The sequence below is a fragment of the Streptomyces sp. NBC_00212 genome (assembly GCF_045206365.1).
Lineage (GTDB): Bacteria > Actinomycetota > Actinomycetes > Streptomycetales > Streptomycetaceae > Streptomyces.
On record NZ_CP108115.1, the window covers coordinates 5,818,902 to 5,838,866 of the forward strand.

15 protein-coding genes are annotated in these 19,965 nt (G+C 72.3%); 3 read left to right on the plus strand and 12 right to left on the minus strand.

The features are described 5' to 3' along the window. Window positions 1-1,020, minus strand: a complete 1,020-nt coding sequence (locus OHA17_RS26580) for an NAD-dependent epimerase/dehydratase family protein (RefSeq protein WP_406508661.1) — start codon at window positions 1,018-1,020, stop codon at window positions 1-3. Window positions 1,021-1,148: 128 nt separating this feature from the next. On the opposite strand from OHA17_RS26580, the gene OHA17_RS26585 reads away from it, so the two are divergent. Further along, window positions 1,149-1,772: a dTDP-4-dehydrorhamnose 3,5-epimerase family protein gene (locus tag OHA17_RS26585; RefSeq protein WP_406508662.1), complete on the plus strand. Its 624-nt coding sequence runs from the start codon at window positions 1,149-1,151 to the stop codon at window positions 1,770-1,772. Between the two features lie 207 nt (window positions 1,773-1,979). Here OHA17_RS26585 and OHA17_RS26590 read toward each other — a convergent pair whose 3' ends face one another. The 5 genes from OHA17_RS26590 to OHA17_RS26610 all read right to left on the minus strand — a co-directional run bounded on the left by OHA17_RS26590 (window position 1,980) and on the right by OHA17_RS26610 (window position 7,613). Beyond that, on the minus strand, window positions 1,980-3,584 hold the full coding sequence (locus OHA17_RS26590) for an FAD-dependent oxidoreductase (RefSeq protein WP_406508663.1): 1,605 nt from the start codon (window positions 3,582-3,584) through the stop codon (window positions 1,980-1,982). Further along, complete coding sequence (gene rfbB, locus OHA17_RS26595) at window positions 3,581-4,609, minus strand: dTDP-glucose 4,6-dehydratase (RefSeq protein WP_406508664.1); 1,029 nt, start codon at window positions 4,607-4,609, stop codon at window positions 3,581-3,583. Before rfbB ends, OHA17_RS26590 begins: the two co-directional genes overlap by 4 nt. Next, window positions 4,606-5,673 carry a glucose-1-phosphate thymidylyltransferase gene (locus OHA17_RS26600; RefSeq protein ID WP_053726146.1) on the minus strand — a complete coding sequence of 356 codons (1,068 nt, stop codon included), beginning with the start codon at window positions 5,671-5,673 and terminating at the stop codon, window positions 4,606-4,608. Before OHA17_RS26600 ends, rfbB begins: the two co-directional genes overlap by 4 nt. 124 nt (window positions 5,674-5,797) lie before the next feature. Continuing rightward, window positions 5,798-6,373 carry an NADPH-dependent FMN reductase gene (ssuE, locus tag OHA17_RS26605; protein ID WP_406508665.1) on the minus strand — a complete coding sequence of 192 codons (576 nt, stop codon included), beginning with the start codon at window positions 6,371-6,373 and terminating at the stop codon, window positions 5,798-5,800. Between the two features lie 97 nt (window positions 6,374-6,470). After that, window positions 6,471-7,613, minus strand: coding sequence for a MupA/Atu3671 family FMN-dependent luciferase-like monooxygenase (locus OHA17_RS26610; protein WP_406508666.1), 1,143 nt, complete (start codon window positions 7,611-7,613; stop codon window positions 6,471-6,473). A 433-nt stretch (window positions 7,614-8,046) separates the two neighbouring features. On the opposite strand from OHA17_RS26610, the gene OHA17_RS26615 reads away from it, so the two are divergent. Both OHA17_RS26615 and OHA17_RS26620 read left to right on the plus strand, forming a co-directional pair. Beyond that, entirely contained in the window at window positions 8,047-9,567 is a 1,521-nt protein-coding gene (locus tag OHA17_RS26615; protein WP_406508667.1) for a class I adenylate-forming enzyme family protein, read from the plus strand. A 64-nt stretch (window positions 9,568-9,631) separates the two neighbouring features. Continuing rightward, window positions 9,632-9,895 (plus strand): phosphopantetheine-binding protein, encoded by a 264-nt coding sequence (locus OHA17_RS26620; protein WP_398871785.1) that lies wholly within the window; start codon window positions 9,632-9,634, stop codon window positions 9,893-9,895. 477 nt (window positions 9,896-10,372) lie between these two features. Here the strand turns inward: OHA17_RS26620 and OHA17_RS26625 are convergent, their stop codons facing one another. The 6 genes from OHA17_RS26625 to OHA17_RS26650 are packed head-to-tail and all read right to left on the minus strand — an operon-like array spanning window position 10,373 to window position 19,831. Next, entirely contained in the window at window positions 10,373-11,539 is a 1,167-nt protein-coding gene (locus OHA17_RS26625; RefSeq protein WP_406508668.1) for a nucleotide disphospho-sugar-binding domain-containing protein, read from the minus strand. Next, window positions 11,427-13,187 (minus strand): MFS transporter, encoded by a 1,761-nt coding sequence (locus OHA17_RS26630; RefSeq protein WP_406508669.1) that lies wholly within the window; start codon window positions 13,185-13,187, stop codon window positions 11,427-11,429. The genes OHA17_RS26625 and OHA17_RS26630 overlap by 113 nt, the downstream gene beginning before the upstream one ends. Then, window positions 13,184-14,353, minus strand: a complete 1,170-nt coding sequence (locus OHA17_RS26635) for a nucleotide disphospho-sugar-binding domain-containing protein (protein WP_406508670.1) — start codon at window positions 14,351-14,353, stop codon at window positions 13,184-13,186. The genes OHA17_RS26630 and OHA17_RS26635 overlap by 4 nt, the downstream gene beginning before the upstream one ends. After that, window positions 14,341-15,507 (minus strand): nucleotide disphospho-sugar-binding domain-containing protein, encoded by a 1,167-nt coding sequence (locus OHA17_RS26640; protein ID WP_406508671.1) that lies wholly within the window; start codon window positions 15,505-15,507, stop codon window positions 14,341-14,343. Before OHA17_RS26640 ends, OHA17_RS26635 begins: the two co-directional genes overlap by 13 nt. Next, on the minus strand, window positions 15,495-18,632 hold the full coding sequence (locus tag OHA17_RS26645; RefSeq protein WP_406508672.1) for an amino acid adenylation domain-containing protein: 3,138 nt from the start codon (window positions 18,630-18,632) through the stop codon (window positions 15,495-15,497). Before OHA17_RS26645 ends, OHA17_RS26640 begins: the two co-directional genes overlap by 13 nt. Then, window positions 18,629-19,831: a nucleotide disphospho-sugar-binding domain-containing protein gene (locus tag OHA17_RS26650; RefSeq protein ID WP_406508673.1), complete on the minus strand. Its 1,203-nt coding sequence runs from the start codon at window positions 19,829-19,831 to the stop codon at window positions 18,629-18,631. Before OHA17_RS26650 ends, OHA17_RS26645 begins: the two co-directional genes overlap by 4 nt. Window positions 19,832-19,965 lie beyond the last annotated feature (134 nt).

The window sequence follows — 19,965 nt, forward strand, 5'->3', positions numbered from 1 at the left end:
TCAGCGGTGATCCGACAGCGCCATCGTCGTGGGGGCGACTTGAAGGGCACTGGACAACGACTCGCGATGGGCCCCGGCACGGGCGTGGGCCAGCAGGTCGCGCAGCGAATCGTCCAGGCTGCGCCGTGGTGACCAGCCCAGAAGCCGCTTCGCACGCCCGATGTCCATGCGCTGCCACTCGGCCTCGGGCGGCCGCCCGCCCGCACTCGGCGCCTCGACGATCTCGGCCGCCGCACCCGCGAGTTCGGTCAGCCGCAGCACCAGGCTGCGCACCGAAGTCGCCTGCCCGCCACCGATGTTGAGGACCTGCCCGCTCGCCTCGGAGCACGCCGCGGCGAGCGCCGCATCGGCGACGTCCCGTACGTCCACGAAGTCGCGGTGGGCGAGCAGCGGGGCGAGCCGCAGCGGTTCGGGGGCGGACGTGGCGAGATGGTGCGCCACCATGCCGAGCAGGCTCGCCCGGTGAGTGCCGGGCCCCGACACGTTCGAGACGCGCAGGACCAGGCCCGCCGCCTCGCCCGACGCGGTCGCGTCGAGCAGCGCGCGGGCACCCGCCAGCTTCGAGCGGCCGTACGGGGTGACCGGCGCGGTCGGGGTGTCCTCCGTGATCCCGGTGCGCGGCACCGGGCCGTACTCGTGCACCGAGCCCAGCTGGATCAGCCGGGGCCGCGCGTCGAGCCGGGCGGTCGCGGCCACCAGGTGCTCCACGAGCTCGGCGTTGGCGCGGGTCATGTCGTCCTCGGTGGCCTGCCACACCGCGCCCGCCGCGTTCACCACCGCCCCCGCGCCGCGCTCGGCGAGCAGCCGGGCGATGTGCCCCGGCTCCGCGCTCACCACGTCAAGTGGGATGATTTCGTAAGGAGTTGACGGGTCCTGGGCGCCGCGGGCGATACCCGTCACCGTCCAGCCCGCCGCGCCGAACACCTCGCAGATGTGCCGGCCCACGAACCCCGTGGCGCCGAGCACCACCACCGACCCGGCTTCGCCGCCGCCCCTGCCGCCTGCTCTTCGGTCGCTCACCGACACCGTTGCTACCTCCTGTATGCGCGGTTTGAGCGGCACTGTGGCGCGTCTCGCTCGGGGACCGCTGGACAGGTGGTCATGCGGCGCTACCGGAACTTGAGTCGGGGCGCCTACCGTCCGGGAGCATGAGGATCGAAGAGACCGCCGTACCGGACGCGTACCGCATCATGCCGAAGCTGCTGACGGACCCCCGCGGCAGTTTCCACGAGTCATACCGCTACGACCTGCTGGCCGCCGAGACCGGGCACGAGTTCGTGCCGCGCCAGGTCAACTACTCGGCCTCCTCCCGCAACACGGTGCGCGGGCTGCACGGCGTGGCCATTCCGCCGGGCCAGGCCAAGCTGGTGAGCTGCGTGCGCGGGGCGCTGCTCGACGTGGTCGTCGACGTGCGCGTGGGATCTCCCACGTTCGGCGAGCACGTGACCACGGTCCTGGACGCGCGGGACGGGCGGGCGATGTTCGTGGCGGAGGGGCTCGCGCACGGGTTCGTGGCGCTGACCGACGACACGTGCATCAGCTATCTCTGCTCCACGGAGTACGTGCCGGGCACGCAGCTCGATCTGCGGGCGTTCGACCCGGAGCTGGGTCTGCCGTGGGCACGCTGGCTCACGGGGGACCCGGTGCTGTCCGAGAAGGATGCGGCGGCTCCTGCCGTCGCGGAGGCCTTGGAGCTCGGGTTGCTTCCTACGTATGCGCAGTGCCTTTCCCTTTACGGGAGGGGTTCTGAGCGCTCGCAGCACGCTGCCTAGGCGCTCCGCTGGTATCGCGTTCGGCTGCGGGTCGGCGGGGGCTGGTCGCGCAGTTCCCCGCGCCCCTGTAGGTGGACCGGAGCTCCTCGGTCGCGCCCATCGCGGCGGAGCCGCACGATGTCACAGCCCCGCGCCCCTTCGGGCGCTTCGCGCACACCAATTGGGCCCGCCACCGGACATTGTCCGAGGCGGGCCCAATTGGCGTTCTCAGTACGTCAGTTGACGGGATTCTGCCGGATGGATTCCCAGCGAGGTCAGTGCGGTCGACGGGGACTCCTTTGCTGTGCCTCTCGCGGCCAGGTAGCCGTCCGGGCGGATCAGGAGCCAGGTGCCCTCCGGGGCGCCCAGGGCCGTGGACAGGTGGCCGGCCGGGTCGGACAGGGTGTCCGGGCCGGGGGTGTTCACCGTGCGGATGCGTACCGAGGGGCCGTAGCGGTCCTCGGGGGCCTCGCCGAAGGTGAGCAACAGCCATTCAGAGCGCTGGAGTTCGGCGATCACCTCCTGCCAGCCGGGGCTGGTGGCCAGCACTGGTGCGGTGACACGTGCGACTCGCTCGCCGGGGCGTACGCCTTCCGAAGGGGCCGACGGGTGGGCCAGCGGGCCCGCCGCGTAGCCGAGGCCGAGCGCCGACATGCCGCCCATGATCTTGCGCTGGATGCGGCCCTTGACCGGGGGCAGCGAGCGCAGGACCGTGAACGCGGCGCGCAGGGCGGCCGCCGCCCTGCGGCTCTTGAGCTGGACCAGCATCGTCGCCATCTTGGTGGTGCGCAGCAACTCGGCGCCCACCGGGACCCGTTCGTCGCTGTAGCTGTCCAGGAGCGAGTCCGGGGCCTCGCCGCGCAGGACCGTGGCGAGCTTCCAGGAGAGGTTGACCGCGTCCTGGACGCCGGTGTTCATGCCCTGCCCGGAGGCCGGGCTGTGGACGTGGGCCGCGTCGCCCGCGAGCAGCACCCGGCCGTTGCGCATCTGGCCGATCATGCGCTGCTGGATGGTGAACACCGAGACCCAGGACGGCGATTCGACCACGGCGGGCCTGCCCGTGCCCGTGCTGATCTTCGCCGAGAAGCGCCGGGCCACCATCGCGTCGTCGCCCCCGTAGGACGTCTCCGCGGTGTCGAGCAGGCGCCACTTGCCGGGCTCCGGGAACGGCACCATCATCACGGTGCCGGTGGGCGTGCGCATCCAGTGGATGCTGTCCTTCGGCAGGTCGCAGTGGACGGTGGCGTCCGCGATCAGCCAGGTCTCGCTCGACTCCCCCTCCAGTTTCAGGCCGAGCTGTTTGCGGATGGTGCTGTGGCCGCCGTCGGTGCCGACCAGCCAGTCGGACGTGACGGTCTCGGTCGTGCCGTCGGCGTGGACGAGGTGGGCCCGTACGCCTTCGGAGCCCAGGTCCTCGAACTCCGTGAGGCGCACCCCCCATTCGACCTCCACGCCCCGGCGGGCCGTCGCGGTGCGCAGCACCTCCTCGGTGATGACCTGGTCGACCATCAGCGTGAACGGGAAGCGGGTGGGCAGCCGGCTGTAGTCCGTGTCGAAGCGGATCAGGCGGCGGCCGTTCTGGTGGAGCGTGAAGTGCTCCACCCGCTGCCCGCGCGGCAGGAGCTCGTCCAGGATGCCCATCTGGTCGTACGTCTCCAGCGTGCGGGCGTGCGTGGCGAGCGCCCGGCTGGTGGTGGCCGGGCCGGCCGCCGCGTCCACGAGCCGGACCCGCACACCGTGCCGGGCCAGCTCGTGGGCGGCGCTCAGCCCGACCGGCCCGGCGCCCACCACCAGCACCTGCGGTGCGGGCGCCGTCTCGTTGAGCAGTGTCACTTCTGGCCCTCCTGCGGCGCGTGCTTGACCGCCTTCCACCAGCCCGGGTTGTCGCGGTACCAGGCGGCGGTCTCGGCGAGGCCGTCCTCGAAGGAGATGCGCGGCGCGTAGCCGAGCTCCTCGGCGATCTTGGCCTCGCTGAGCGAGTAGCGCAGGTCGTGACCCTTGCGGTCGGCGACCCGGACCACCTTCGACCAGTCGTTGCCGGTCAGTTCGAGGAGGCGCTCGGTGATCTGACGGTTCGTCTGCTCGTTGCCGCCGCCCACGTTGTAGATCTCGCCCGCGCGGCCCTTGGTGAGGACGAGCTGGATCGCGCGGCAGTGGTCGTCGACGTGCAGCCACTCGCGGATGTTGGCGCCCTCGCCGTACAGCGGGACCGTCTCGCCTTCGAGCAGATTGGTGACGAAGCGCGGGATCAGCTTCTCGGGGTGCTGGTAGGGCCCGTAGTTGTTGGAGCAGCGGGTGATGGACACATTCAGGCCGTGGGTGCGCCAGTAGGCGCGGGTGATCAGGTCCGAGCCGGCCTTGGAGGCGGCGTACGGGGAGTTGGGCAGCAGCGGCCACTCCTCGGTCCAGGAGCCCTCGTCGATGGAGCCGTACACCTCGTCGGTGGAGACGTGCACGACGCGCTGGACGCCGGCGCGCAGCGCGGCCTCCATGACGTTCTGGGTGCCGCCGACGTTGGTGGCGATGAACTCGGCGGCCGACTCAAGCGAGCGGTCCACATGGGACTCGGCCGCGAAGTGGACGACCGCGTCGTGGCCGGGGAACAGCTCCAGGAGCAGCGGCAGGTCGCAGATGTCGCCCTCGACGAAGGTCAGGCGGGGGTGCGAGGCGGGCAGGTTCTCGCGGTTGCCCGCGTAGGTGAGCTTGTCGAGGACGGTGACCTCGGCGTTCTCGTACCCCTCGTAGCCGCCCTCCAGGAGGGTGCGTACGTAGTGCGAGCCGATGAAGCCCGCGCCGCCGGTGACCAGGATCTTGTTCATGCCGCTCTGCTCCGCGCTCCGGGTGTCGGTGTTCGTCATGCCGCGACCTCCACGCGGGTGTGGTCGCCGACCACCAGGCGGTGGTGGCGGCTCGCCAGGTCGATGCCCGTGACCGCGGCGGACCTGCCGAGCAGGGAGCCGTGCAGGCCCCGCACCGCGGAGATCGTCGCGCCGTCCAGGGCGATCGAGTAGTCGAGATGGGTGCCGGACAGGACGCAGTCCCGGCCGATGGACGTGTGCGGTCCGACGTGGCTGTCCTCAAGGACGGTGCCCGCGCCGATCACGACGGGGCCCTCCACGAAGGAGCGGGTGATCTTCGCGCCGGGCTCGACGACGACCGCGCCGATCAGCACGCTCTGGTCGTCGACCTCGCCCTCCACGCGGCGCTCGATGCCGTCGAGGAGCATCTGGTTGCATTCGAGGACGTCCTCGACGCGGCCGGTGTCCTTCCAGTACCCGCGGTACTCCTGGGCCCGGACGGTCGAGCCGTTGGTCACCAGCCACTGGATGGCGTCGGTGATCTCCAGCTCGCCGCGCGCGCTCGGCACGATCGAGTCGACGGCCTCGTGGATGGCCGGGGTGAAGAAGTAGACGCCGATGAGCGCCAGGTTGGAGCGCGGCACCGGGGGCTTCTCGACGAGCCGCTCCACGACACCGGTCGCGTCCACCTCGGCCACACCGAAGGCGCGCGGGTCCTCGACCTGGGCGACGAGCACCTGGGCGGCCGGGCGCAGCGCGTGGAACTCGGCGGACGCCTCGGCGATGCCCTCGGGGAGCATGTTGTCGCCGAGGTACATCACGAAGTCGTCGTCCCCGAGGAAGCCCCGGGCGAGCTGCACGCACTGGGCGAGGCCCTGCGGGCTCTCCTGCGGGATGTACGTGATCTCGACGCCGAGCCGGGACCCGTCGCCGAGCGCCTCGGCTATCTCCTCGACGTGGTTGCCGACGATGATCCCGATCTCGGTGACACCGAGGTCACGGATGTTGTCGAGCACCCGCTCAAGTACGGGCTTGTTGGCGATCGGGATGAGCTGCTTGGGCATGGAGTAGCTGAACGGGCGCAGTCGGCTTCCCGTACCGCCGCTCAGAACCAGAGCCTTCATGGGGTCCTCTTCTGTCGTGGTTACGTCGTGTTCGACACATCAACAGGCACATGAATGGGGGATGTTGCACAGCGGTTCGTCACACGTGACGCGTGCGCGGCGATCCGTGCACGGCGATTCCGGGTCAGGCGGCGGGCACCAGCCGGACGGTCGGGGTGGCGGCCTCGGTGAGGCTCTCCACCAGGTCGGCGAACTTGTCGGTGGCCTCACGCAGCAGGGCATCCGTGTCGGGCTCAAGGCCGGCGAAGCCGCCCGGTCCCCTGCGGATGCCGCCCGCGTGCACGAAGAAGCTCTCCGACACCGCCCGCGGCTTCATCGACATCAGCACCGGGCGCAGCCCGTAGTCGAGGGCCAGCACATGGGCGAGCGAGCCGCCGGTGGCCAGCGGCAGCACCACCTTGCCTTCGAGGGCGAACTGCGGCAGTACGTCGAGGAAGGACTTGAGCAGTCCCGAGTAGCCCGCCTTGTAGACCGGCGTGGCCAGGACGATGGCGTCCGCACTCGCGAACTGCTCGGCGGCGTGGGCCAGTTGGGGATGGTTCAGGTCGGCCCGCAGGAGCTCGGCCGCGGGCAGGGTGCGCACGGCGAGCGTCTCGACCCGGTGCCCGCGGTCGGCAAGGCGGTCCGCCGCGAGGGTGAGTACCTGGTGGGTGCTGGAGACCGGCGACGGACTGCCGGAGACGGCGAGGATCGTCGGCATGGACAACCTCCTGATAACGGATCCTGGTCAAGGATGAGGAGAGGCTCTTGCGTGGGGTCGGGGGCGGGTGCGCCGCCCATGGGTCAGGCGGCTGGGGTCAGGCGGCCAGCACCGGCTCGGCAGGGGCGGCGGCCTCGCGGCGGACCGCGGCGACGCGCTCCAGGGAGGCGAGCACCAGCTCCGGGTCGGCGACGAAGTCCACCAGGCAGGCGATCTCGTCGACGCCGGCCGCGCGCACCCGGCGGGCGGTTTCGGTGCACTCCTCGACCGAGCCGATCAGCGAGTTCCCGGACAGGTAGCGGTTGACGCCGAGCTCGGCGAGCTTGCGCTGGGCCTTCACCGCGGAGAGCACCTCGCGGCCCTGCTTGTTGCCGCTCATCCGGCCGCCGGCCTCGACCGCGAGGGCCTCCAGGTCGATGGCGGAGAGCAGGTAGTCGCGCAGGGCGCCGCCGCCCACCGCGCGGGCTTCGGCCGCGTCGTCGGCGACGTACGTGTGCATCATGACGGTGACCTTGCCCGAGCCGTCCCAACCTGCCTCGGCGCGGGCCGTCCGGTACAGGGCGATCTTGTCGGAGAGCGACTCGACGTCCTGGTTCTCCAGGTGGGTCAGGATGTTGCAGCCGAGCCGCCCCGCCTCGCGGAAGGTGCCCTCGCTGCGGGACGCGGTCACCCACACCGACAGGTCGTCCTGCACCGGGCGCGGGAAGACGGGCAGCGTGGTCTCGGCGCCCAGCGGGTTGGGGCCGGTCCAGTGACCGGTGCGCCAGGCGGTCCGGATGTCCGTGACATCCTTGATCATCTGCTCGCGCCGGGTCTCGTACTTCTCCGGCGCGATCACGAAGTCGTTGACGTTCCAGCCGGAGCCCACCGAGATGGCGACCCGGCCGTTCGAGATGCCGTCCACCATCGCGAAGTCCTCGACGATGCGGGCGGCCGGGTGCAGCGGCGTCACGACGCTGCCGGCCCGGATCTGGATGCGGCTCGTCACCGCGGCGATGGCCGCCGAGGTCACGGCCGGGTTCGGGAAGGCACCGCCGAAGCGGTGGAAGTGCCGCTCGGGCGTCGATACGAAACCGAAGCCGAGCTCGTCGGCGCGGCGGGCCGCGTCCAGCATCAGCCGGTAGGTCTCCTGTGCCCGGTCGCCGACCGCGGCGAAGAAGAAGACACCGAAGTCCAGCGGCCGCTCACCTGCCGAGCCGTCCGCACCCTGGCTGCCGGTCTGCCGGGAATCCGCGTTCATTTAGCGCTGCCTCCTTCCCCGTCGGACGTCGTCGCGGCGGGGTCGTCACCATGGGGGCTTGCTGCCCGGCGACACCATGGGGCGGCCTCCTCGCAGCGGACTTGAGTCCCGGGCAGGTCAAGAGCGCTCCAGCGCGGCTCAAGTCCCGTACGAGGAACGGGGGATGTGATGGATCCACCGGAATACGAGGGAGGCTCGAACTCGGGAGCGCGATCACTGCAACCCCCAGGGGCGCGGGGCTGCAACATTGTGCGGCTCCGCCGCGTGGGCGCGACCAGCCACGGACGGCCCGCAGTCGAAAACCGCACAACCCGAGGGGTGCTGGGTTCCGGGCTCGCAGGGCCAGCGTCCACCGACGCTCGATCCGGGGTCGAGGCAACCCCCTCACGCTCAGGGTGACCAACTTCCGTTCCGATGACCACGAGGTTGCTGGATGACGACTCAGACGCTGGTTGCCGCGGACACCGGCACCGATACCGTCCACGGACTGCTCGCGGCGGCCGTGGCCGCCCGGCCCGACGCCCCCGCGGTGCGCGACGCCTCGGGCGTGTGGACCTATGCGGAACTGGACGCCTGGTCACGGGCGTACGCCGACTGGCTCACCGCCCAGGGTGTGGGACACGCGGACCGGATCCTGGTCCGCGTGGGCAACACCCGCGAATTCACCGCCCTGATGTTCGGCGCGCTGCGCCGCGGCATCGCCTTCGTGCCGGTCAACCCGGCGATGAAGCGCTTCCACCTCAACACCGTCGTACCGGACTGCGACCCGGTCCTCGTGATCGGACAGGACGCCCAAGACACCGCGATTCTGCGGGAGTTGATGGACCGTCCGGTCTTCGAACTCGACGAGGTGCGGCGCGGCGCCGAGGCGCTGTACGACGCCGCGCCCGCCGGCGCCGAGACGCCCGTCGCCCCGGACGACCTGGGTCTGCTCATCTACACCTCGGGCTCCACCTCGGCGCCCAAGGCCGTGGTGAGCACGCACGCCCCGATCGTCTTCGCCGCCCGCGCCATCCAGGCCCGCCTGAACTACCACGAGGACGACGTCGTCCTGGTCGCGGTGCCGGTCTCCTTCGACTACGGGCTCTACCAGATCCTCCTCTCCGTGATCGCGGGCGCCCAGGTGGTGCTCACCTCGCCGGACCGCCACGTACGGCTGCTCGGCACGCTGCACGAGCACCAGGTCACCGTCGTTCCGCTGGTGCCCTCGCTCGGCGAGATGCTGCTCACGCTGTCCAAGCGGGACCGCCGCGCGGCGCCTCCGGTACGGCTCTTCACCAACACCGGCGCGGCCCTGACCGGGCCCGTCATCGCGCAGCTGCGGGCCGCGTTCCCGGCGGCCCAGGTGTCGCCGATGTTCGGCACCACCGAGTGCAAGCGCATCACCGTGCTCGAACCGGACGGCGACATCGCCCGCCCCGGCTCGGTCGGCCGCGCCCTGGACGGCACCGAGGTGCTGATCCTGGACGACGACGGCCGGCTCCTGCCGTCCAGCACGGTCGGCGAGATCTGTGTGCGCGGACCGCACATCATGACCGGCTACTGGCAGGCCCCGGAGCAGACCGCCCTGCGGTTCCGCCCCGACCCGGTCACCGGCGAGGTCACCCTGCACACCGGCGACTACGGCCACCTCGACACGGACGGCCACCTCTACTTCGAGGGCCGCCGCGACGACCTGTTCAAGCGCAAGGGCGTCCGCATGGGCACCCTGGAGATCGAGACGGCCGCGCTCGACATCAAGGGCGTGACGGCCGCCGCCGCCCTGGCCCCGGCCGAGGGCCACGACCTCACGCTGTACGCCGTCACCGAGCTGACGGCCGACGAGGTGCTCGCGCAGCTCACCGAGCGCCTGGAGGCCGCCAAGGTCCCGGCCGCCTGCCACCTGCTCGACGAGCTCCCGCTCACCCCGAACGGCAAGACCGACAAGCAGCGGCTGCGCCGCGAACAGAAGTGACCGAAGTGACCGACTCCCCGAGTCAGTAACCCCGTAATCCCGCATCCCGTAAGGAGATTGAGCCATGACCACCACTGACGTCTCGTGGGACGCCGGCTTCGAGCAGCTGCTGACCTCGGTCCTGCCGCGTGTCACGGGCCCGCTGGACCCCGCGCTCGACCTCAAGGCCGTCGGCCTCGACTCGATGGCCACCATCGAGCTCCTGGTCCGCCTTGAGGACCAGTACGACGTGGAGATCCCCGAGGACAAGCTCACGGCCGCGACCTTCGCGACCCCGGGCGCGCTGTGGGCGGTCCTCGCCGCGCAGCGCACCGCCGCCCACGCCTGACCGGCACCACAAGTTTCCGCCGCACCATCCAACCCCCCACCCACAACCGTCCTTTGGAGGACATCGTGAGCCACCTCATCATCGGTCTCGCCGTCACCGTCGTCGTCTGCCTCGTCGTCAAGTTCGGCGGCGACGCCCTCAAGAAGCGCCGCGGCTAGTCCGTACGAATGCCGACCCCGAAGGGGCCCGCCGACCACCCCGGTCGGCGGGCCCCTTCCGCGTGCGCGGGGCTGGCTGGCCCCAGGCCCTGGGGGCTCCGCCCCCAGGCCCCCGTTCGCGCCTTAAGGGCACTCGTCCTCAATCGCCGGACGGGCTGAAGATGCCGATGCGGGCCCGCACCGATCCCGCTAAGGGGCGCGGGGAACTGCGCGAACGCCACGCACGGCCCGCGGACGGAAGGGGGATCCGCAGGGCAGGCGCAAGGGGAAGGGCCCCTGCCGATGCGGCAAGGGCCCTTCTGTGTAAGGGAGTTGAGGCTCAGGCGGCGGCCAGTCGCTCCAGGTCTTCCACCACCCGGGCCGGGCTCGGCATGGCGGTCATGTCGGCGCGCAGCTCCTGGGCGCACTTGAGGTGGCGCGGGTCGTCCAGGACGTCCCGGATCGCCTCGCGGACCCGGCCGGGGTCGTTCTGCGGAGCCGCCTCGCCGAGCACCCGGGCCGCGCCGGCCGCGGCGAGCAGCTCGGCCGAGGCGAACTGGTCGACGATCTGGGGGAGGACCACCTGCGGGAGGCCGAACGCGCACGAGGTGAGCGTGGTGTTCGCGCCCCCGTGGTGGATCACGGCGTCGCAGTCCCGCAGGAACAGGTTCAGCGGGACGGGCTCAACCACCTTGACGTTGGAGGGGAGTTCACCGAAGCCCTCGTGGAAGGCGGCGTCCGCCGTCACCACCGCCTCGACGTCCTCCAGGCCCTCGAACGCCGCAATGATCGAGCGGTACAGGCCGGTGCCGTTGAGCACCAGCGTCTGGCGGCCCAGGCACACCACGACGCGGCGCACCCCGTCGGCGGCCGGCCGGTGCAGCCAGTCGGGCACGGTGCCGGTGCCGTTGAACGGCACGTAGCCGATCGGCGCGCCCGGCGCAGCGCTCGGGTGGTGCAGCGCGGGCGGGCACGGGTCGAGCAGCAGGTCGGGGTCGGGCAGGCCGTCCAGGCCGAGGCGCTCGGCGGTCCCGTACAGGAAGTTGCGGGCCGAGGCGCGCGAGGGGCCGCTCAGCGGGTCGACGCCCCAGCGGTGCTGCACGCTCGGGATGCCGAGCGCGCCCGCGACGAGCTGGCCCGCCAGTTCCATCTGCTCCGACACGATCAGGTCGGGCCCCCACTCCCGGGCGAACTCCAAGTAGGAGCTCACCAGATAGCGGGCGTGGGTCTCCCACAGCTTGGTCGTGCCCGCCATCTTCTCCGGCGGGGTCGGGCCCATCAGCTCCAACGGGCGTACCCCGTCCGGGAGATGGCGCTGGAGGACGTCGAGGCCGTGGAAGCGGTCGCCGATGTCGACGGCCGAGATCCCGGCGGCGCGGGCCGCGTCGGTGACGTCAGGCTGCGCGGCGACCAGCACCTCGTGGCCCGCTCCCATCAGCGCCCAGGCCAGCGGCACCATGGGGGTGAAGTGGGTGGGGAAGGGGGTGCTCAGCATCAGTACGCGCATCTTCGTCGTCCTCCTCGGACTGTGGGGCGGCCTCTTCGGCGGGTTCTTGGGTGGCGGCGGGCTCCTGCGAGGTCTCGTCGGACTCGCCGTCCGCCGCGGTGTTCACGTCGACGTCCTTCATGACCAGGGCCGTCACCAGCGCGAGCAGCAGGAGCCCCGCGGCCACCAGGAGCAGCGTGGACGTGGCGTGCGCGAAGGCGTCCGTCACCAGGTGGCGCCGTTCCGCGTCGAGCCCGGCGAGCTGGGCTGCCGCGGCGTCCGGGTCCTTGATGCCCGAGGCGCCGGCGGCCGAGGCGAAGCGCGCGCTGAGGACCGCGCCGAGCACGGTGCCGCCGATGGTGGTGCCCAGCATCGTCGCGAACCGCGAGGTGGTGGTGACCACGCCCAACTGGTCGGGCGCGGCGGCGGATTGGGTCATGAACAGCGCGATCTGGGTCACGCCTCCCAGGCCCACACCGAGCAGCAGGAGCAGCAGGTCGAGCTCCCAGACGGGCGCGTCGGCCACGGTGAACCCGAGCCCGGCGACGGCGGCGGTCGCCGTCGCCGTGGTGACCACCAGGACCGCCTTGCACTTCCCGGTACGGGTGATGATCTTGCCCCAGCCGAGGAAGACCAGGACCACGCCGACGGCGAGCGGGATCAGATGGAGCCCGACCGCGTCCAGCGAGACGCCCCGCACGATGTTCAGGTAGTTGATGAGGAACACCGGCAGCGAGAGCAGCGCGAAGCCGCCCACGAACTGGAGGATCGCCGCGGGCCGGAACACCTTGTCCTTGAACAGGGTGAGCGGCATCAGGGGATCGGCCGCCTTCAGCTGCCGCGCGACGAATGCTCCGGCCATCAGGAAGCCGCCGTAGAAGTAGGGCAGCACCGGACCGGAGAACGAGTTGTGCTCGCCGTACGCCTTCACGCCGAGCAGCAGCGCGCAGGTGGCGGCCGCGATGAGGACCGAGCCGAGGATGTCGACCTTCTGCTGGGTGCCCTTCACCGGGAGCCGCAGCGCCCAGGCCACACCGGCGAGCGCGAGGCCCGCGAGCGGCACGTTGAGCAGGAAGATCCAGCGCCAGGACAGGTTCTCGCTGAGCGGGCCGCCGATCATGGGCCCGGCGATGATGCCGGCCGCGATGAGCGCGCCGCCCGCGTTGGAGCGCCCGGCGCGGGACTTGGGCGGGTACAGGGTGGCGATCACGATCAGCGTCATGCTCATCAGGCCGCCGCCGCCGAGCCCCTGGACCGCGCGGAAGGCGATCAGCTGGGTGAGCGAGTGCGCGGTGGCGCACAGCGCGGAGCCCGCGAGGAACGTGCCGAGCGCGGCCAGGTAGATCCGGCGCGGCCCGTAGCTGTCGCTGAGCCTGCCGTACAGCGGCTGCGCGGCCGTCGCGGCAAGGAGGTACGCGGTGATCAGCCAGGGGAAGCGGTCGATGCCGTGGGCCGGGTCGAGGTCGCGCACGATCGGCAGGACGGCCGAGGAGATGATCGAGCCGTCGAGCAGGGCCAGCGTCATGGTGGCCATCGCGCACACGATGAACACCAGGACCTGGATGTCGCTCATCCCGTTCGGATTGGGCTTCTTCTCCTTGGTCACCTTTTCGTCGGCCTTGGTGTCCGTCTCGCTGGTGGTGGTTTCGGCGGTCACGTTTGTGCTCACGCCAGTACCTCCTGACGTGTCGTCAATTCTTCGAGCAGGGTGACGGTTTCGGCCGGGGCCGGCATGTCCTGGATCTCGGCGCGCAGCCGCCGGGCGCCCGACTGGTATGCGGGTTCGGTGAGCAACTGGCGGACGCTGTCGGCCAGTTCGGCGGCGCTGTTCTGCCGCTCTGCCGTGTCCAGGGTGATCCCGGCGCCCGCGGCGGCCACCTTGTCGCCGGCGAGGAACGTCTCGTCGAGCTGGGCGAGCACGAGCTGGGGGATGCCCAGCGCGGCCGCGGCCAGGGTGGAGCCGGGCCCGCCGTGGTGGACCACGAGGTCGGCGCCGGGGAAGAGCAGACCGGGGGCCGTCTCCTCGGAGTACGCCATGCCCGCGGGCAGGGTGCCGATCGCGGCCCGGTGCTCGGGGGCCGCGGAGACGACCGCCTCCACCCCGCCCGCCGAGGCCAGCGCGTCGACGATCCGGCGCACCAGCGGGGCGCCGTCGAGGTCGAGGGTGTAGCCGCCGAGCGCCACCGCGACCCGGCGCCCGGGCGGGGCGGCGTACGTCCAGGGCGTGCCGTCGCCGGTGTGCGGCACGGGGCGGATCGGCCGGGCGGCCGGGGCCTCCGTGCTCGCCAGGGTGGGCGGCGCCGGGTCGAGGATCAGGTCCGGCTCGGGGACGGAGCCGAGGCCGAGCCGCTCGCACAGCGGGCCGAGCCACATCCGGGTCTGGCCGAGCATGAACGTGGTGGTGGGGGCCACCCCCCAGCGGTGCCACACGCTGGGGATGCCGAGCACCTTCGCGACGACCGGGCCCGCGAACTCCATGTGGTCCGAGATCACCAGGTCGGCCCGCCACTCGCGGGCCAGCTCCAGGTAGTCGTACAGGAAGTACGGGGCGTGGTTGCGCCACATCTGGGCGGCGCCGTCGATCTGCTGGGCCGGCGGGCGGCCCACCACCTCGATGGGGCGCAGGCCCTCGGGCCGCCGGCCCCGGCGCAGGTCCATGTAGTGGAAGGCCTCGCCGAACGTGGCGGTGGCGAGGCCCGCCGCCTCGGCCGGCCCGGTGACGTCGGGCTGCCCCGCCACGAGCACCTCGTGGCCCTTTTCCGTGAGCGCCCGGATCAGCGGCAGCATGGGCAGGAAGTGCGTGTCGACGGGGGTGCTGGTGATCAGTACGCGCATCGGAGGTTCTCCAGGTCACGGACGACGGCGGCGGGGCTGGGCATGGCGGCCATGGTCTCGGCGAGGACGGTCGAGCCCTTGGTGATCCGCTCCGAGGCGAGCAGGGTGCGCACGGCCTCGGCCACCTGGGCCGGGTCGTTCTGCGCCTCGGCCGTGCGCAGGGTGAGACCGGCGTCGGCGGCGGCGAGCAGGTCGCCGCCCTCGAACTGGTCGACCAGCTGCGGCATGATCAGCTGCGGGACGCCGAAACTGGCCACGGCGAGCAGGGTGTTGGCGCCGCCGTGGGTGACCACCGCGTCCGTCTTGTCGAGGAAGCCGTTGAGCGGCGTCGGCGGGATGATGGTGACGTTCGACGGGATGGTGCCGAGCTCGTCGACGAACTCCTCCTGCACGGTCATCACCGCGTCGGTCTCCGGCAGGTCGCCGAAGGCCTGGACGATGCCGCGGAACATCGGGAGCCCGCCGAGCGAGATGGTCTGGCGGCCCATGGTCACGCAGACCCGGGGCTTGTCGCCCCGCCGGCGCAGCCAACTCGGCACGTGGCCGGTGCCGTTGAACGGAATGTGCCGGATCGGCGCGCCGGCCGGTGCGCCCGCCACGAGGAGCTGCGGCGGGGCCGGGTCGAGCAGCAGGTCGGGCTTCGGGAGGCCGCCCTCGATGCCGAGGCGCTCGCAGGTGCCCTGGAGCAGGTCCTCGGCGGTGGCCCGCATCAGGTGGCTCATCGGGTCGACGCCCCAGCGGTGCGAGACCACCGGGATCCTGTGGACGCCGCCGATCAGACAGGCGACCCAGTCGAAGATCTCCGAGATCACCAGGTCCGGCTTGAACCGCTCGGCGACCTCCAGGTACTTGGGCGCCATGTAGCGGGTGTGCAGGACCCACACCCGGGAGCCGATCATGGTCATCTTCGGGGTGAGCGGCCCGACGATCTCGATGGGCCGCTTGTTCGGCGGCAGCGGCGGGCTGAGCAGGTCCTTGCCGAAGAACTGCCGTCCCACGGTGACCGTGTTGAGGCCCGCCGAACGGGCCATCGGGATGATGTCGGGCTGGCCTGCGACCAGGACCTCGTGCCCGGCGCCGCGCAGCGCCCAGGCCAGCGGCACCATGCAGGTGAAGTGGGTGGACTCGGGGCTGCTCAGGATCAGTACACGCATGAGGTGTCCTCGGGTGTGATGGGAGCGGCGGGGCCGCGGCGCAGGCCCTCGGTGTACGCGATCACCACCCGGTCCGCGATCTCGGCCGGGATGCGGTCGGTGCGTACCGAGGCGGTGATCAGGGCGCCGTCCGCGGTGGTGCGGACGTCCAGCTCCAGCTCGGTGAACATGGTGGGCGCGCCGATGCGGGACAACTGGGCGGTGCAGTGGGCGAGTTCGAGCCTCGGGTCCGGGTCGTCCTGCATCAGGAAGCTCGGCATCGGGCGCAGGGACTCGCCGCCGCCGGTGAGCACCACGGTGCGGGCCAGCTGGGCGCCGCCGGTCTCCTGGGCGGCGAGGGCCTCGTCGACATGGGTCACCGCCTGCTCCAGGAGCCCGGAGCCGTCGTCCTTGTGCGGCGGCCAGAAGCGCAGGAAGAGCAGGTCGACCCGGCAGCTGACGGCGGAGGCGAGCACCTCGCTGCCCCGCCGGGCCACCGGAACCTTGACGGCGATGTCGCTCTGCCCGGTCAAGTCCCGCAGTACGAGGCCGAATTGGGCCGCGAGCATGGCGAAGCGGGTGGTGCCGAGCGCGCGGGCCCGCTCGTCCCAGCGGGCGAGCTCGGCGTTGGTCACGGTGCGCGCGGGGGAGTAGCCGGGCCCGGCGTTGCGGTCGTTGTCGGCGCGGCCCGGCAGTTCCAGGGGCTCCTGGAGCTCCAGGTGGTCCTCCCAGTACTCGGCCTGCGCCGCCAGGTCGACCCGGGCGATCACCCTGCGGTGGTCGGCGGACACCTCGGCGAGGGTCGCGGCCGGTGCGGGGAACTCGGGGGCGCGGCCCGAGAGCCGGGCGGCGTAGGCCAGCGACAGGTCGGCCGCGAGCACCGTCTCGGAGGCCCCGTCGAACGCGACGTGGTGGGCGACCAGGCCGAACAGGGTGCGCGCGGTGTCCTCGGCGCGCACGACCGCGCACCGCCACACCTCGGCGTCCCGGACGGCCAGCGGCGTGAGCGCGGCCGTCAGCCACGCGGTGGCCGCGGCCTCCTCGTCGGCGGCGTCGGGCAGCCGGATCACCTCGGCGTCGGCCGGGGCCGGCGGCACCACCGCGTACCCGAGCTCGTTGTCGCGGATCAAGTAGCGGGCGTGCAGGGCCTGGTGGCGCAGGTGGACGTCGCCGACCGCGGCCGTGAGGGCGTCGACGTCGACCGGTCCCTCGATCCACCAGGTCATCCGGCACAGACCGCCGAGGCCGTCCTTGTCGTGGGCGGCGGCGAACAGGAAGCCGGCCTGTTCGGGCGGCAGCAGGATCTCGCCGGGCTCAAGTCCCGGCACCGGGGCGTCGGCGGCCTCGGCCGAGCGCGCGGTGGCGTCCAGCCACGCGGCGAGCCGGCGCACGGTCGGGGTGCGGAAGATCTGCGAGGGCTGGACGGCCGCGCCGAGCACCGCGTCCAGGTGCTGGCACAGCTGGGCCGCCTCCAGGGAGCTGCCGCCGAGCTCGAAGAACGAGACGTCGCCCGGCACCCGCTCGGCGTCGAGGGCCGCCCGGAACCCCGCGGCGACCAGCGCCGCGGTGCCCTCGAACGACTCGGCGGGCTCCTCGGCGCGCTCCGGCTCCGGGCGGACCCGCGCGGCCAGCTCCCGCCGGTCGATCTTGCCGTTCGCCAACTGCGGGAACTGGTCGAGGAGTTGGACGCGGCGCGGCACCAGGTACTCGGGCAGCAGCTCGGCGAGCCGCTCGCGCAGCTCCTCCGGCCCGGCCCCGCCCTCGCCGCGCGTGTAGAACAGCGCGAGCCCGTGGTAGGAGCCGTCGGGCTTGGGCACCGGCACGACCGCGGCGCCGGTGACCGTGGCCACCCGCTCCACGGTGCGCTCGACCTCGGCGGGCTCGATCCGGTGGCCCCGGATCTTGATCTGGCGGTCGCCGCGGCCGGTGTAGTGGAACACGCCCTCGGCCGACCGGTTGCCCAAGTCGCCCGTACGGTAAAGGCGTTGGAGCCTGCCGTCGATCTCGGCCTCGACGAAGACCTCCTCGGTCAGCGCGGGGTTGCCGAGGTAGCCGCGGGCGAGGCCCGGGCCGCCCAGGCACAGCTCGCCGGTCTCGCCGGGCGCGCACACCCGGGTGCCGTCCAGGACGTACACATCCGTGTGCGCCAGCGCGTGGCCGAGCGGGATGCCGGCCGGGTCGTCGCAGTCCTCGGGCCGCACCTGGTGGGCGGTGACGACGGCGCCGCACTCGACGGGCCCGTACACGTTCACCAGACGGATGCCGGGGTGGGCGGCGAGGAAGGCGCGCACCCGGGTCGGGGCGGCCCGCTCACCGCCGATGGAGAGCCACTTCATCCCGGCGAAGGCCCCCACATCGGTGGTGACCAGCATGTTGAACAGCTGCGTCGTCATGAACGCGCCGTTCACGCCCTCCTCGGCGATCAGCGCGCGCAAGGTGCGCGGCACCAGGACCGTCTCGTCGAGCAGGACGGTCCGTCCACCGGTCAGGAGCATGCTCCAGCAGTCCAGGGTGAAGCCGTCCCACGTGGGGGGAGCGGTCTGCGGCATCACGGTGCCGGGGCCGAGCTCGGCGTAGAAGGCGCCGTCGAACAGGCGCACCGCGTTCTCGTGGCTGGACACCACGCCCTTGGGGGTGCCGGTGGAGCCGGAGGTGAAGAACACCGAGCAGGCGTCGGCGCCGGTCACCGCGACCGGCGCGGGGGTCAGGCCGCGCGCCGCGGTGAGGGTCAGGTCCTCGGCCGGCGGCGTCCAGGCGGGAACGGACCAGTCGCCGTCCACGGTGGTCACCAGGAGCGGCGCGCCCAGCTGGCCGATCACTCCTTCGAGCCGGTCGACGGGCCACCGGGCGTCCAGGAACGAATAGGCGGCCCCGCACTTGAACAGCGCGAGCAGGACCGCGATCAGCGGGGTGCCGCGCTCCATGAGCACCGGCACCAGCTGCCCGCGGCGCACGCCGTGGGCCTGCAGCAGCGCCGCGTACCCGTCGGAGGCGGCGTCGAGGTCGCGGTAGGAAACGCCGGCTCCCCGGTGGGAGACGGCGGTTGCCTCGGGGAAGCGGCGGGCCGCGTCCTGGAACAGGCCGTGCATCGTCTCGCCCCGCACGAAGCGGTTCGTGCCCGTCGTGGGCTCAAGGAGTACGGTCATCGTCTTCCTGTCTCCTCAGGTGTGGGAACGTCCGTGTGACCGGCTCTCACGCACTCCTCCAGGAAGCCCACGAGCTGGTCGGGGGTGGGCATCCGGTCGGTCTCGGCCCGCAGCGCCTTCGACCGCTCCCGGTAGGAGGGGCGGGTCAGCAGGTCCTGGACGGCCGCGCCGACCGCGCCCTCCTCGGCGTCGGCGGGCAGCGCGGTGCCCGCGCCGGACGCGCGCACCAGATGGGACCAGTGCTCCTGGAAGGCGTTGCGCGGCAGCAGGAGCTGGGGAAGGCCGTGGGTGACGGCGATGAGCCCGCTGCCCACGCCGCCGTGGTGGACGAGCGCGTCGCAGTGCGCGAGCAGCACGTCGAGCGGGAACGACTCCACCATCCGTACGCCGTCCGGGAGTTGGCCGGTGTTGGCCGCCTGCTCGGGGGTGACCGCGAGGACCACGTCGGTGTCCAGGCCGAGCAGGGAGCGGACCACGTGGTCGCGCACCTCGTCCAGGGCGGAGGTGGTGACCCCGCCGGTCACGCAGACCAGCGGCCGGCCCGAGGGGCGCTCGGCGCGCAGCCAGTCGGGCAGCGCGGCCGGGCCGGCGAACGGGATGTAGCGCATGTTGGCGCGGCGCACCCCGTGCGGCGGGCGAAGGCCCGGCGGGCACGGGTCGATCCACACCGAGGGGCCGACCACCGGGTCGGCGCCGAAGCGCTCGAAGAGCTTCGCGTAGGAGGGGCGCAGCTCCGCCTCGCTCTCGCAGTGCACGCCGAGCGAGACGCCCCAGGTGTGGCCGACCGCCGGAACCTTGATCGCGGCGGCGGCCACCAGGCCCGCGGCGGCCGCGGTGTCGTGCACCACGATGTCCGGGCGCCAGAAGCGGGCGAAGTCGACGAGGTCGTCGGTGAGGGTGTCGGCGACGGCGATCATCTTCTCGATGAGCGCCTCGCTCAGATCGGCGTCGAGGACGGCCACGGACTCGGCGGCCGCCTTCAACCGCCCGGGGCCCAGGCCCAGTTGACGGGCCGCGACCTCCGCGGTGGCGGCCTCGTCGCCGACGGGCACGGCCACCAGACCGGCCCGGGTGACGGGGGCCACGCACTGGGGCCGCACCGCTACCCGCACCTCGTGGCCCGCAAGGCGGCAGGCCCAGGCGAGCGGGATGATCCAGGGGACATGGGCCGGGCCGTGCCCCACGAACAACACGCGCATTCAGTTGCCTCACTCCATCGCGTACGGTCAGTGGCAGGGCAAGGGTGGGGGCACCCGCTCGAATGCGACTCGCGTCCGGTACGAACACGAAAGTGCCCGCAGGGGGAGTCCCTGCGGGCACTTCGGACGCGGTA

Bases quoted from the DNA above. Each gene is read 5' to 3' on its own strand.
- OHA17_RS26585 (WP_406508662.1), top strand. From the start codon at position 1,149: ATGAGGATCGAAGAGACCGCCGTACCGGACGCGTACCGCATCATGCCG.
- rfbB (WP_406508664.1), bottom strand. From the start codon at position 4,609: ATGACGAACACCGACACCCGGAGCGCGGAGCAGAGCGGCATGAACAAG.
- OHA17_RS26600 (WP_053726146.1), bottom strand. From the start codon at position 5,673: ATGAAGGCTCTGGTTCTGAGCGGCGGTACGGGAAGCCGACTGCGCCCG.
- ssuE (WP_406508665.1), bottom strand. From the start codon at position 6,373: ATGCCGACGATCCTCGCCGTCTCCGGCAGTCCGTCGCCGGTCTCCAGC.
- OHA17_RS26610 (WP_406508666.1), bottom strand. From the start codon at position 7,613: ATGAACGCGGATTCCCGGCAGACCGGCAGCCAGGGTGCGGACGGCTCG.
- OHA17_RS26615 (WP_406508667.1), top strand. From the start codon at position 8,047: ATGACGACTCAGACGCTGGTTGCCGCGGACACCGGCACCGATACCGTC.
- OHA17_RS26620 (WP_398871785.1), top strand. From the start codon at position 9,632: ATGACCACCACTGACGTCTCGTGGGACGCCGGCTTCGAGCAGCTGCTG.
- OHA17_RS26625 (WP_406508668.1), bottom strand. From the start codon at position 11,539: ATGCGCGTACTGATGCTGAGCACCCCCTTCCCCACCCACTTCACCCCC.
- OHA17_RS26635 (WP_406508670.1), bottom strand. From the start codon at position 14,353: ATGCGCGTACTGATCACCAGCACCCCCGTCGACACGCACTTCCTGCCC.
- OHA17_RS26640 (WP_406508671.1), bottom strand. From the start codon at position 15,507: ATGCGTGTACTGATCCTGAGCAGCCCCGAGTCCACCCACTTCACCTGC.
- OHA17_RS26645 (WP_406508672.1), bottom strand. From the start codon at position 18,632: ATGACCGTACTCCTTGAGCCCACGACGGGCACGAACCGCTTCGTGCGG.
- OHA17_RS26650 (WP_406508673.1), bottom strand. From the start codon at position 19,831: ATGCGCGTGTTGTTCGTGGGGCACGGCCCGGCCCATGTCCCCTGGATC.